Origin of the sequence: Nonomuraea sp. NPDC049714 (assembly GCF_044465295.1) — a bacterium.
GTDB lineage: Bacteria > Actinomycetota > Actinomycetes > Streptosporangiales > Streptosporangiaceae > Nonomuraea.
In genome coordinates this window covers 13,974-27,427 of the sequence record NZ_JBITLM010000012.1, presented here as the reverse complement: position 1 = coordinate 27,427, position 13,454 = coordinate 13,974, and the positions used below count along the sequence as shown (strand labels likewise).

Here is a 13,454-nt window from a genome sequence, read left to right as displayed (position 1 = left end):
ACAGGGCGCCGGTGAAGGCACGGTGGATCGCCTTCTCGGTTATCGCCTGCGACGGCACACTGCGCTACCGGCTGGGGCACGGTTCGATGGACCGCTGGGCGTGCCTCGGGTTCTGCACGCAGCTGCTACGGACCATCATCCGGCCGATCGTCCTGATCGTCGGCGGCTCCTCGATCCACACCGCCCGAGCGGTCCGCGACTTCCCCCGCACCGGCGGGCGGCTGCGCTTGGTCTTCCTGCCGGCGTACGCACTGCCCACGGCGCGGTTCCGCCAGGTAGCCGCGCTTCAGGGGGGCGGCGAGTCATGCCTCGGGGGAGGTGGCTCCTGCCAATCTTCTGAGGGCGATGCCGAGGATTCGGTCGGCGGGGTAGGGGCCGTTGAGGCGGGAGTCGTTGCTCGCGTTGTTGTCGCCGAGGACGATCAACGTGCCGTCGGGGACGGCCCGCAGGGTGCCTGCCGCCTTCTGCGCCGGTAGGGGGATCGGGTCGCCGGGGAGTGCCGCGACTCGTTTGATCTGCCATTGCGTGCGCGTCGGCAGGCGGGCGAGGACCGTGACCTCGGGGGAGACGGGTACGCGTGGTGGTTCCAGGACCACGATGTCACCGACCTTCAACGCGGTGATGCCGCACCGGCGAACGAGGAGCTTCTCGCCGGGGTGCAGAGTGGGCGTCATACTGGTCCCGGACACGGTGACGACCACGATGCGCCGCCGTACGAGGACGGTCGACACCAGGAACACTGCGATCATCGCCAGCGCGCAGGTCAGGGCGATCATGGGATCGGGTGCGGCTCGTGGCCGGTGTCGTAGCCCGATGCCTGCATGCGGAAGAGCCGGGCGTAGGTGCCGTCGTACGCCATCAGTTCGTCGTGGGTGCCTTGTTCGGTGATGCGGCCGTCGTCGAGGATGGCGATGCGGTCGGCCATCCGCACCCCGTTGAGCCGGTGGGAGATGATCACGCTGGTGGTGCCGTGGCGGTGTTCGACCAGCCGCTGGTGGATGGTGTGTTCGGCTTCGGCGTCCAGGCCGGAGCTGGGTTCGTCCAGGATGAGCAGGTCGCGGCGGTCGCGCATCAGACCACGGGCCAGGGCGATCCGCTGCCACTGGCCGCCGGACAAGGTCATTCCCGTGGTGGAGCCGTCGGAGTCGGAGTTCATGAAGAACATCCGGCTCAACAGGGTGTCGTAGCCATGGGGGAGGGCGGTGATGGTGGCGTCTACTTCGGCGGATGCCGCGGCGGCGCGGATCTTGTCCCGGTCGTGCAGGGCGGGCAGGTCGCCGATGCCGATGTTGTCCGCAGCTGTGAAGTCGTAGTTCATGTGGTCCTGGAAGACAGTGCCGATGCGTTCGCGCAGGTCGGCGACGGGGATGTGACGGATGTCGATGCCGTCCCAGCTGATCGAGCCTCGGGTGGGCTCATACAACCGGCACAGGAGTTTGACCAGGGTGCTCTTACCGGCACCGTTCACACCGACCAGGGCCAGTAGCGAGCCGGCCGGGATCAGCAGGTCGACCCCGCGCAGCACCCAGGGTTTGTCCGGGTCGTAACGGAACCACACGTCGCGCAGTTCGATCGTGCCCTGTAACGGCGGCGCGGGCACCGGGTGGGCCGGTGCGGTCAGGTCCGGCTCGGCGTTGAGGACGGCGAGGTAGTGGCCGAACTGCAGCAGCGCCTGATGCCCGCCGGCCAACTGGGTGACCAGCCCGGACAACCCGGTCTGCACCCCGGCGACGGCCGCGATGAAAACGATCACATCGCCTGGGGTCAGCAGACCGGCGCGTGCCTGCAGGATGCCCCAGATCAGGCCGGCGCCGGAGACGGCAGCGGTCAGCGCGGCCAGCGCGAACTGGGTGTGGAACACCCGCCGGTCCAGCCGTCGCTGTGCGGCGTTGACCTGGCGCAGCTCGCTCAGCATCCGCGAGCGGATGAAGTCTGCCAGACCGAACAGCCGGATCTCCTTGGCGGCGGTGCGGTCGATCATCAGCTGGGAGTAGAACACCTGCCGCCGCTCGTGCGGGCTGATGGTCCACATCATCCGGCCTCGCCTGGCGCTCAAGCGCAACTCGGCGGCGACCACCGGGATGGCCGAGGCCAGCACCACCGCGGCCATGACAGGGCTGACCGCCAGCAGCGAGCCGGTGAACCCCAGCATGGTGACCACGGTGCGCACGCCGCCCAGTGATGCGTCCAGGATCGTTTGGGGTGACATCTCACCGGCTTGCTGAGCCAGCCGGATCCGGTCGTGAAAGACCGGGTTCTCAAACCCGGACAGCCCGGCCAGGCGGGACAACGCCGCGTACAGCCGGTCTCGGCTATGCAGCCGGATGGAGCGGCCCATTTCGGCATCGACGTAGTGGAAGAGGTGCGGCAAGGCCGCCGCGATCAGTCCAAGCCCGGCCAGTAGGGCGCTTTGCCCGAGCAGCCAGCCGATGGGTCGCTGTCGTCCCAGCAGCTCATCCAGTATCTGTTTGGTCAGCCACGCGACCGCGACGGGTGTGGCGCCCATGACCAGTGCCCCGGCCAGCTGCGCGGCAAGCAGTGCGGGCCGGGCCCGCCAGGCCAGTCCCAGCGCGATCACACATCGTTCCCGCCAGCTCGACTCGCCCGCCGCGTACTCAGCCATATCACCCATAGCCTGATCAACTGCGCGCATCACACCGAAACGGCCTGCTGCGATCGCGCCAGAGCGGCCACGCTGCCGGCGCCGGTCTGGACTGTGCCGTCCTGTCCGAGCAAGACGAACAAGGGCCAGCGCCGCACGCTGAACGCGGTCATCAGCGGGCCCTCCTCCGGCTCGACCACCACGCGGGCCATCGGTGAGACGGTCTCGATGATGTCCGCGACCTCGTCGGCCGGTCCGGAGATCACCACCAGGTTCTGTTCCCGTCCGCCCGGCACGGTGGCGGCGTACTCGACGAAACGGGGAAGCTCTTCGTGACAGGCCGGGCATCCGGTGGAGAAGAACCCGACCAGCAGCGGACCTGTCACACCACTCACACCGGCTGGATCGCGCAAGGTGATGTCGGCGCCGTCCAGCGTGGTCGCGGTGAAATCGGCGATCCGCGTTCCCGGCTCGGGGAGGAGTCTGCGCTCCGCGAGGTTATCCATACCCGCGCGTGCCCATTTGTCGTCGTACTCCCGCAACCGCCGTAAAACAGCCAGCATCAACAACAGGTTGAGCCCACCCAGCACGCCGACCACGACAACCGCCGCGATCAACACCACATCCATCGATCCATCCTCCTTCGGATGACCACGTGCTCAGAGGTACGGCGACCCGGCTTCGACGTCTTCAAAGGACCGCCGATACAAGATCGTCATAAGAAATGACCAAAGCGGCCAAGATCACCGCCACGAACCCGGACACCATCAAAGCTGCCGGGTTCCACCCCAGGGCTGTAGCCGGCGAGGTTCCCGTAACGCCGATCGCCGCGATCAGCAACAAGATCGCGTTACGCACCAGGTGCCGCCTGCCCAGCGGCTGCGTCGACGCGCCGAAACACCGGCAACTCGCCGGCGTACCCTGCCGCAGAACTGAGCTGATCGCCATCGTGAAGACGATCAACAGCGCCGCCCCGGCACCCAGACCCGCAAGGGCGGTGACATCGGCCGCCAGCAGCGCCGCTGTGGCCAGCTCACACATGATCACCGCCGCGGCGACAGCAGATCTCCAGCGCGGTTTCACGCCGAACGCCCCCAACGACGCCCGGAATTCAGCTCGATCACGCCGCCCCCGCGCTTTACTTACCGCCGCGGCGATGAACACCACCGCAAGTAACACACGGCAGCCGAAGCCAATATAAGCAATCAATGTTCCGACTCTTTCCCGGCGTGGGCGAAAGTTGGGTGGATCTTTTCGAAGCCTGCCCTCCGCTGATCGCGGCGATGGGAGTTGGTGTTCATGGCGATCGACCGACCTCTCAGGGGATCGACTGCGCCTGGAATTTTGCTTGGTCCCGATAAAACACGCTTCGGTCGATCGACGGTGTCGGAATGCTGCCTGAATCTGCCAGGACGCCGTTGACGACCTCGGCGACGGCCTAGAAGGGACCTCCACCCACGGCAGGTGCGGGACCAAGCAAAATTTCCAGGATCATAGCCTGCTGGAGGCTAAGGACAGCAACCCGAGACCACCAAGTCGCAGTTGCTGTACAGGATGTACAGCGCGCGAGGATATACGTCGCCCCCTATTCGACATGACTGGACGCGGCAACTTCTCTCATATTCACACCCTCCCGCGCTGGCGACCGCCTTGGGCGCGAGGAACGCGAGGAGTCTGTCGCCCGTCGACGCTAAAGCAGCTCTCATGCCTTTGTCACCTCTCTGTGATCGTTCTCGGACGCTCTACCTCATGAGTATTGATGCGAAGGCCGCGAATTGAAAGGACACAAGGAGGACATCTACCGGACATTTGCCGGGCACCTGTCTCATGAGTTGACGCGGTGAGGTGGTGCGCCGCAGATGGTCGAGCAGTTCAGGGGCCATTCGCGTGGCCGGGTGGCAATCTCGCGCGACACTCTGAGATACGGGGACGGATGTCCGAGGCTTGAAATGTCCGGTAAATGGACTGCCGCTGGCCTGGATCTGTCACTCATGTCGACCTATGCTCAGGCATAGTGGGAATACCTACTGTCAGAACCTGCTACCTGGAATATGGCCCCCTGGTCTCGGGGGAGCCCGCCGGTCGGTTCATGAACGGGCGTGCGTGCATTGCCGTCAGGTCGCCAGAAAGGTCCTTTGCTTCATGACTGTCTATGAACCACCTAAAGGTGCGGTGAGCGTGTCGACCGATTTCGGCGCGGTCGACCTGACGCCGGATCCCGATCGCCCCGGATTCTGGGTGCTGTTGTTCGACTATTTCCCGCAGTCCTATGTAGACCTCGCCGACCCACGTCATCTGAAATTCAAGTATGTGCGGTGGCTCGCGTCGATCGCAGACTGCGTCGCGGACCCTGGTGCGCCGATCAGGGCCCTGCACCTGGGTGGTGGCGGCCTCACGCTCCCGCGGTACGTGGCCGCCACCCGGCCGGGGTCGGCTCAGCTGGTCGTCGATCGGGATGCCGCGCTGATGGAGACGGTCAGGAGAGTGCTGCCCTTGCCGTCCGATGCCGCGATAGAAATCCGCATCGCGGATGCGCGGGACGCCGTGTGGTTCGCGCGCCCGCGAGCCTACGACCTCATCGTCACGGACGTGTTGATCCGGACCGGGGTACCCGCGCGGCTGACGAGTCTGGAGTTCGCCACCGCGGTGGCAGGGGCACTGAATCAGGGCGGGCACTACGCGCTGAACATTCTGGATTCGGTACCTTTCGAATTCGCGCGTCGTCAGGTTGCGACCTTACGTGCGGTGTTCGGCGAGGTGTACCTGTTCTGTGAGCCGGACGTGCTGCACGGCGACCGGATCGGAAATCTCCTACTCGCGGGCGCGAACGGCGGTCTGCCGACGCGGACGCCGGCCGAGTGGGCGGAGCGTGCGCCCGCTCCCGTGCGATTGCTCAGTGGTGGAGAGCTGGATCGCTTCGTCGGCGACGCCCAGCCTGTGGCCGACGCGGACGCAGTCGATTCGCCACCAGCGGTACCTCCTTAAGTCCCGCCTGCCGGCATACCCGCGAGATTGCTGTCACCCGGTACCCGACGGCGTCCACCGCCGCCTGGGCGGCGATGAGCTGCCCGCGCAAGTCGCGGAGCCGTCCCGGGCGGCGGCGAGATCCTGACCGCGATGACGGAGCCGGCCACGACATGCGCTCACAGCGCGTGAAGCCGGTCTGAAGCAACCGGTGGTTAACCCGCACAACATCGACGATCCGAAAGGAAATTAGTGATCATGACATCACTGCCCGATCCTCGCGAACTCATCCGTTCCAGCAAGTCGCTCGAGGCGCCGACCGTGACCTCGGACAACCCGGCCGAGCGCGGCTGGTACCCGCGTGACCGTGGACCGCACCGCCCCAGCGCGTGATTCGGTGGCCGGGTGCTGCCGGCACCCGGCCACCTCCCCGGACGAGCCCATGAGCATCGGAGAGGAAGGTAGTTCCGCATGACGCGGCGCGACATCTGGCAGGAGGTGGAGCGGTTGCTCGGCACGGATGCCGAATACGGCGACTCTGCCGCCATCGAGCGGCGCGTCCTCGGGCGGCTGCGAGTCGGCCTGACCATGCTGGCCGATCTGAGGCCGCAGACGTCCGAGGCGGTGCGGCGGTGCGCGGCCTCGTCCGACGCGGACCTGCGGGTGATGAGCCGCGATCCGGTGTTGCGGAACGCGTTCGAGAGCGACCTGCAGGCCTTGACCGCGCAGTCGGACGCCGGCCCGCTCCTGCCCGGCCTGCTGCCGGCGGACGGCGGCTACGCGGTGAGCCGGGCGGCCGGTGGAGCCGGCGGCTACGCCTGGCGCTCGACCGGTTCTGCCTGGGTGTGGACCGAGGTGAGCCGGCGCAGGGGTGATCCTGTCGCCGAACGCCTGTGGTTCCTGCTCGATGAGCAGTTCCCCGACCGGTCAGCGGCCGTGCCGATCAAGCCCTCCGCCGCCGGACTCACGATGATCGAAGAGGCGGCGGATCTGCTCGCGGCCCTGATGCCGGCCGTCGGACCGGGCGTCCTGGGAAACGTCGGCATGGTGGGGCTCGCGCGGGACGAGGGGACGGACGGGCCGCTGCACTCCGTATCCGGCGGTGACCGCTTCCCGTCCACCGTCTTCATCGCGCCGGAGAAGCTTCAGAACGTCTGGGACGCGGCGGGGGCGCTGCTGCACGAGGGCCTCCACCTCACCCTCTTTGAGATCATCCGATGCGGCGCGGTGGTCTTGGACCACGTCGACACGACATCGGACGTCGTACCGATCCCGTGGCGGCGGGAGGCGTGGTCGCTGATGCGGGTGCTGTTCGCCCTGCACGTGTACGTCCATCTCGCCGTCTACCACGGCCTGGCCCGCTCGGCCGGCGCCGAGATCCGGCGACGGTTCGGGGAGCCGCCGGCGGACGCCGCCCTCAGCCGCGCGACCTTCGGCGGCGCGCGCTACTCGACGCCCGAACTGCGCGCCCGCTACCTCGTCGAGCAACTCGCGCAGCGATCGGAACTCTTCACCGCCTACGGCCACGAGCTCACCGCATGGCTGGTCAGGGCTCTCGACCTGCTCGCGCCGGCCGCTCCCCGCGGCCAGGCGGGCACGACGTTCCAGGGCGTCGCCCCGATCGCCGCCGTGCCGCTGCCGGAGCAGCGACGGCTCGTCGTCGCACTCGCCGACCCTCCACGGGTGCGCTGGCTCAACTCCTCCGCCTGGCTCGTGTACAGCCTCTGCGACGGCCGGGACGGCGCGGCGATCAGGAAGGAGTACGCCGAGTCGGTCGCCGACGTCGTCCCGCCCGCCGAGGCGCTCCGCCAGGTGGACGCGGCCCTCCTGGCGCTCGTCGACGACGGCATGGTCGTCACTCGCCACGAGGGGCCGCCGGCGACGTCCTGAGGGCGGCGGACCCGGCACCGCAAGCTTTCCTCTTCACACAATCACGCCCTACCGGGCACGACACAGAAGAAAGGCGACTGCTGTGACCATCACGCAGACCGAGCCCACGATCAACGACCTCGACGAGTTCGATCTGGATCTCCAGATCTCCATCCTGCCCGAGGGAACCCAGCCCGTCGGACGGCACACCCATTGGCACTCCTGTGTGCCGTGCGTCTCGATCACCTCGTGGGCCAGCAAGTGCTGCTGAGCACCAGGTGACCCGCCCGCCGCGACCCGCCGCCCAGCCGGTCGCGGCGGGACGGCCCTGGCCGGCGACCAGCGAATGAGAGGTGTTTCCATGCCCGCAGGGCGGGTCATAGCAGTCTCCCCGAGAAAGAGCGGAACACATCTTCTGCAGGAGTTGATGATCCTGCTCGGCTACCACACCGACGGTGAGGCGGTCCCGCCGCGCGAGGCCGTGGTGGCGTTGAGCCTGCGCCAGCGGATCGAGTTGGCCGACCAGTACATGCATCCCGACGAAGTGGCCAGGCTCGACCACCGCGCGGACCGCGAGGGGTTCGTCCAGGCCACGAACCTCCTCTGGTTCCAGGTCGCCGAACTGTGGCGGGCCAAGCTCGCCGCGGGCAACGTGTGCCACACCAAACTGGCCTATCCCGAGCTGGACCAGCCCGTGCCGATGCACCCGGAGGCCTGGGGGCGGCCCTTCGCCACCACTCCGCCCGGCATCTGCTGGACGTTCCACGCGCTCGACATCTGGCGGGTGGATCCCGTGTTCTTCAGGGAGTGGGAGAGCCCGTCCGGGCCGCGTATGGTCCTGGGCTACCGCGACCCGCGTGACACGCTCATCTCGATGGCGACGTTCCTGTCCGGCGAGGGCGGCCACGCGCTCGGCCGCCAGCCCGAGGCCGCCGTGTTCCGCCCGATCCTGCGGAACATGCCGACCATGTCCGATCGGATCACCTACCTCCTCCGCGACCCGGCCATCCCGCTGCTGCCCGACTTCGACGCCGCCATCAGCCTGTTCCACCATCCGGACGTGTGCGCCGTGTCGTTCGAGGAGCTGGTCGGCGAGCAGGGCGGCGGCAGCGCGGAACGCCAGGTCGCCGCGGTGCGGCGGGTTACCGAGCACGTCGGGACCGACATCGATCCCGAAGTCGTCGCCCAGAAGGTGTTCAACCGCAACGCTTACAGCTTCCACCGCGGCCAGATCGGCGCCTGGCGGGCGGTGTTCACCGCGGAGCACCACCGGCTCTTCGCCGCCCGATTCGGCCATCTCCTGGAGATCTTCCACTATGACTGACGCCGATCTGCTGTCCTCCGCGACGGCGTCGAGGGCCCGCAAGGTCGCGGTGGAGATCCTGCACCGCCTCTGCGACAGGGAGCTGGTCGTCGAGGCGGGGCAGGCGGCCTCGGCGATGGTCGGCCGTCCGGTGTGGGAGCCCGGTGCGGCGCTGTACGCGGGCGCCGCCGGCAGCGCGCTCGCCTTCGCGCACGCCGCCCGAGCCTGCCCCGACTCATCCGACCACTGGTGGGCGCAGGCCCATCAGTGGCTCAAGCTGGCTGCCTCGAGCACCCGCGAGCGCCCGCTGCGGCGCCCCGGGCTGTCGCTCGGAACCACCGGCATCGCGCTCGCCGTGGCCGGATGCGACGAGGACGACCGGTATGCCCGGACGCTGCGCGGCCTGGACACCCGGCTGGCCGAACAGCTCGACCGGTTCGGCCCCTCCGCCGGCCGCGCCCTGATCGTGCATGACTACGACGTGATCAGCGGGCTGGCCGGGATCCTCGGCTACGCCTGCCGCCGGCCCGCTGATCACGTCGTACAGCGGATCACCGCGCGCGGTGTCGAGCGCCTCGTCGCCCGCTGCGCCACCGACGGTCCTGACGGCGGGGCGCTCATCACCTCCCGGTGGACGCCATGGCGGATCGCGCCGGAGAACTACGGACGGGAAGGGGAGAGGGAGCTTTATCCCCACGGCTACGTGGACCTCGGCCTGGCCCACGGCGTTCCGGGGCCGCTGGCGGCGCTCAGCCGGGCATGGCTGGCCGATCACCGGGCTCCCGGCCTGCGCGAGGCGATCCGCGCCCTCACCGACCAGCTCGTTGCGGCCTCCTGGCAGGGCGAGCACGGCCGCACCTGGTCGCGGGTCATGCCGTTCGACGCGTCGGGTGAGGTCGCGCCGCACCTGGGGCAGGCGGCCGATCCCGCGTACTGTTACGGCGCTCCCGGCATCACCTCGGCCCTGCTCGACGCCGCCGAGGCGCTCGGCGACGAGTCCGTACGGGCCGTTGCGATCGAGGGTTTCGAGGCCGCCCTGCTCCAGATGGAGGCACGGCCGCGCAGGACCGGTCCAGGGCTGTGCCATGGTCTCGCGGGAGTGCTGCTGATCTGCGGGAAGTTCGCCACGCGGGCCGGCAGCGCGGCGGCCAGGGCGGCGCTGGAGCGCCTGGTCGACCGGCTGCTCGGCGGCTGCGACCCGAGCCACCCCCTGATCGTGCGGGACTACAAGCCGCAGATGGCCGGTGAGCCGGGTTCGGTGCTCGCCGCCAGCCCCGACGGCGCCTGGATCGACCACCCCGGACTCCTGGATGGTGCAGCGGGCGTCGCGCTGGCGCTGCTGTCCGTCGCCGAGCGGGTGCCACCCCGCTGGGCCCACGCCCTGCTGGCCGGCTGATCCGGGCCGGAACGGCGAGCGAGCACGGCGTCCGACGGGCGCCGCAGAGGCAACGCGAGAGCAAGGAGAACGAGCCGCATGGCACACCCCGACAGCGGGCAGGCGGAGCGCACGAACCTGTACACGGCATCGGAGCTGTTCATGCTCCGCGCGCCTGTGCTGCCCGCCGACACGTTCGCCGGCCTGAGCCAGAGCGCGGCGGTGCCGCCTCCGGATGCCGCGGCCGCCGGGAGAGCCGCGCTGGCGGAGGCGCGCGACCAGGGTCGGCGGACCCTTCGCGAACTCGCCGCCTCGCCCCGCGTCGGCCAGGCGGTCCAGGTTGCGAGTCCGGATCTGGCCGCCGCGCTGTCCGCGCTCGACGGCGACGGCAAGACCGCGAACCGCCGGCACGCCGCCCTGCTCCGGTACCTGACCAGGATGTCCACTCGGCCCACCCCCATGGGGCTGTTCGCCGGGGTCGCCACCGGCACGTTCCACAGCGCCCCCGAAACCGGCGAGATCGCGACGCTGGCCGCCGACCCGGTGCGGGCGACCCGGACCCGGGCCGACAACGTCTGGCTGGCCCGATTGACCGACCGGCTCGGGCGCGACCGGGCCGTCCGCGACAGGCTCGGCGTACGGGTGAACGCGCTGCTGCACCGCTCCGGCACGCGGATCGTCCTGTACAGGCTCGACGACCCGGACCGGACCGCGTCCCGGCGGATCGAACTGGCGGTCGGCCGCCCCCTCGCCGTGGCGCTGGAGCTGGCGGAGCACACGCCGACCTTCGGCGAGCTGGCGGCCGGGCTGGCCCTCCGCTTCCCGGCCGCGCCCCCCGGGAAGATCGGCCGCCTGCTCGACCAGCTCTGGGACCTGGGCATCCTCCTGCCCGACCTGCTGCCCGCGCCGACCGAGCCGCTGCCCGAGGTCCACCTGGTCAAGCGCCTGATCGACCAGGGCGTGCACGACGACGTCGTCGACGGCCTCATCCGCATGCGGCAGCTCGCCGACGAGGTGGACCGGCGCGCCGGCCGGACCGGCCCGGCGGACGTGGCCCGGCTGGAAGCGTGCCAGCGCGCGATGACGCCGGGCTTCACCGGCCCGACGTTCCAGCTCGACACGGCGCTCGCGCTGGAGCCCGCGACGCTGCCGGCGGAGATCGGCGCGGCGGCGGCCGGGGCGGCCGAGCTGCTGATCAGGCTCGGGTGCGCCCGGCAGCGGCGGCCGCACATCGTCGACTACCACCACGTCTTCCTGGAGCACTACGGCGCCGAGGTGGAGCTGCCGCTGCTCGACGTGCTCAACCCGGAGACCGGCCTCGGGCCGCCCGGCAGGTACCGCCAGCCGGTCCTCGGGCGCCTGTGGCCGCGGCAGCCGGAGCCCGAGCATCTCGAGCGCGACCGCGCCCTGGTGGAGACGGCGGTCCGCGCCTCCCGCGACGGCCTGCTCGCGGTCGAGCTCGGTGACGAGCTGCTCGACCGGCTCACCGTCTGGCGTCCGGACGACGCGCACAGCCGCCCGCGTACCTCTCAAGACATCTTCTTCGAGATCGCCGCCGGCTCGCCCGAGGCGATCCGCGACGGCCGGTGGCGGCTGGTGCTCAACACCATCGGGAACTACGGGGGCTGGCAGGCCTTCGGGCGGTTCTTCGACCTGTTCGACGAGGCCGCCGTGGCACGGATCCGCGCCCAGCAGCGGCTGGAGGAAACGCTGCGCCCGGACACGGTGTTCGCCGAGCTCAACTACGGGATCAGGAACAACCGCAGCGGCAACCTGGCCGGCCATCACCCTACGCGCGACTACGAAGTGTGCGTGAACGCCGAGCCGACCGGGCCGCCGGTGCGGCGGATCCCCCTGGCCGACATCGTGCTCGGCGCCGCCGCGAACCACTTCTACCTGAGGTCCGTCTCGCTGGGCCGTCCCCTGTCGGTCAGCCAGACCCACGCGGTGAACGTCGCCCAGGCGCCGAACATCTGCCGGGCCCTGCTGGAGTTCTCCGAGGACGGCTACACTCCGGCGTGCATGTTCGACTGGGGCGGCGCGGCAGGCGCGCCTTTCCTGCCGCGGCTGACCCGGGGCAATGTGGTGGTGCATCCAGCCCAGTGGACGGTCACCGCCGCCACCTTCTCGGCCGTCGAGGATCCGGACGACTTCTTCCACGCCTGCCAGAGGTGGCGGAGGAGGTGGCAGGTCCCCCGCCACGTCTACCTGACCCATCGCGACAATCGGCTGCTGCTCGATCTGGATCACCCGCTGTGGGTGGACGAACTGCACCGCCAAGTGACCCGGCCGGGCGAGCCCGGCGAGTCGATCCGCCTGCTCGAAGCGATTCCCGGGCCCGGCGACCTGTGGCTGCGCGACCGGGCGGGGCGTCCCTACCACGCCGAGCTCGTCGTGCCGCTGGTGCTGCGTGACCGCGCGCGGATGCCGGAGCCGAGCGTCCCCCGCGCGGCCGCGCCTCCCGCCGTCACACGCCGCTGGCTGCCCGGCGACGAATGGGTCCACCTGAAGCTGTACGCGGCGTCGGACCAGCACGACGGGATCATCGCCGGGCCGCTGCGGAAGCTGCTGGCCGACCTCGACCGCCTGACCGATCGCTGGTTCTTCATCCGGTACGCCGATCCCCTACCGCACCTGCGCCTGCGGTTCCATGCGTCCGCCCAGGACCTGGCCGCCGAGGTCATGTCCCAGTGCGCGGCCTGGGTCCGCGGCCTCGTCCGTGACGGACAGGCCACGGATCTCGCGTTCTGCAGCTACGACCGCGAGGTGGAGCGGTACGGCGGCGGGCACGCGATCGACGCGGTGGAGACCGCGTTCTGGGCCGGCAGCGAGGTCGCGGCCGACCTGGTCCGCCTCCTGCACGCCGGGCGCGGCCGGCTCGACCCCGACGTGGTGCAGGTGGCCGCGCTGCACGAGCTGTACGAGGCCTGGGGCGCCGGCCCGCACCCGCATGACGGCGCAGCGCACGTGACCGACACGGCCCGCAAGCGCTTCCGCGAGCTCCGGCCGCTGCTCTGCGAGGTCCTTACCCCCGGAGAGCGCCGTCCCGACCCGCGCGCGGCGGAGTATCAGGCCGTGCTGCGGCCCGTGTTCGCCCGGCAGCGGCAGCCGCTCGCCGACGCGAGCCGGCGGATCCGCGAGCTCGCCTCCCTCCGGCTGCTGACCGGCACCGAGCAGAACGTCGTCGAGAGCCTGGCGCACATCCAGTCGATCCGGCTCGCCGGGATCGACCGCGACCGCGAGCGGCTGTGCCGGGCGCTGTGGTCGCTCAGCCGGCGCGCGATCCGCAACCGCCCCGCCGCCGACCTGACCGGCGCGGCAGCCGAGAGGCGCCGGTGAGC

At 69.9% G+C, this 13,454-nt stretch carries 11 protein-coding genes; 7 read left to right on the top strand and 4 right to left on the bottom strand.

Annotation, left to right across the window (positions count from 1 at the left end):
• Positions 1–302: 302 nt before the first annotated feature.
• The 4 genes from ACIBQX_RS36970 to ACIBQX_RS36955 form a co-directional block, all read right to left on the bottom strand.
• On the bottom strand, positions 303–776 hold the full coding sequence (locus ACIBQX_RS36970) for a S26 family signal peptidase (RefSeq protein ID WP_397012944.1): 474 nt from the start codon (positions 774–776) through the stop codon (positions 303–305).
• Positions 773–2,623 carry an ABC transporter ATP-binding protein gene (locus tag ACIBQX_RS36965; protein ID WP_397012942.1) on the bottom strand — a complete coding sequence of 617 codons (1,851 nt, stop codon included), beginning with the start codon at positions 2,621–2,623 and terminating at the stop codon, positions 773–775. The genes ACIBQX_RS36970 and ACIBQX_RS36965 overlap by 4 nt, the downstream gene beginning before the upstream one ends.
• Positions 2,624–2,652: 29 nt before the next feature.
• Complete coding sequence (locus ACIBQX_RS36960; protein ID WP_397012940.1) at positions 2,653–3,231, bottom strand: TlpA family protein disulfide reductase; 579 nt, start codon at positions 3,229–3,231, stop codon at positions 2,653–2,655.
• 61 nt (positions 3,232–3,292) lie between these two features.
• Positions 3,293–4,057, bottom strand: coding sequence for a MauE/DoxX family redox-associated membrane protein (locus ACIBQX_RS36955; RefSeq protein ID WP_397013477.1), 765 nt, complete (start codon positions 4,055–4,057; stop codon positions 3,293–3,295).
• Positions 4,058–4,780: 723 nt separating this feature from the next.
• Here ACIBQX_RS36955 and ACIBQX_RS36950 point away from each other — a divergent pair.
• The 7 genes from ACIBQX_RS36950 (at position 4,781) to ACIBQX_RS36920 (ending at position 13,452) form a co-directional block, all read left to right on the top strand.
• Positions 4,781–5,587 carry a spermidine synthase gene (locus ACIBQX_RS36950; protein WP_397012938.1) on the top strand — a complete coding sequence of 269 codons (807 nt, stop codon included), beginning with the start codon at positions 4,781–4,783 and terminating at the stop codon, positions 5,585–5,587.
• 237 nt (positions 5,588–5,824) lie between these two features.
• A complete protein-coding gene (locus tag ACIBQX_RS36945) occupies positions 5,825–5,959 on the top strand; it encodes a hypothetical protein (protein WP_397012936.1) in 135 nt (44 codons plus the stop codon).
• Positions 5,960–6,037: 78 nt separating this feature from the next.
• Positions 6,038–7,456 carry an aKG-HExxH-type peptide beta-hydroxylase gene (locus ACIBQX_RS36940; RefSeq protein WP_397012934.1) on the top strand — a complete coding sequence of 473 codons (1,419 nt, stop codon included), beginning with the start codon at positions 6,038–6,040 and terminating at the stop codon, positions 7,454–7,456.
• An 82-nt stretch (positions 7,457–7,538) separates the two neighbouring features.
• Positions 7,539–7,706, top strand: coding sequence for a hypothetical protein (locus ACIBQX_RS36935; protein ID WP_397012932.1), 168 nt, complete (start codon positions 7,539–7,541; stop codon positions 7,704–7,706).
• A gap of 156 nt (positions 7,707–7,862) precedes the next feature.
• Positions 7,863–8,759, top strand: a complete 897-nt coding sequence (locus tag ACIBQX_RS36930) for a hypothetical protein (RefSeq protein WP_397012930.1) — start codon at positions 7,863–7,865, stop codon at positions 8,757–8,759.
• A complete protein-coding gene (locus ACIBQX_RS36925; protein ID WP_397012928.1) occupies positions 8,752–10,134 on the top strand; it encodes a lanthionine synthetase C family protein in 1,383 nt (460 codons plus the stop codon). Before ACIBQX_RS36930 ends, ACIBQX_RS36925 begins: the two co-directional genes overlap by 8 nt.
• 78 nt (positions 10,135–10,212) lie before the next feature.
• Positions 10,213–13,452: a lantibiotic dehydratase gene (locus ACIBQX_RS36920; RefSeq protein WP_397012926.1), complete on the top strand. Its 3,240-nt coding sequence runs from the start codon at positions 10,213–10,215 to the stop codon at positions 13,450–13,452.
• The last annotated feature ends 2 nt before the right edge of the window (positions 13,453–13,454 follow it).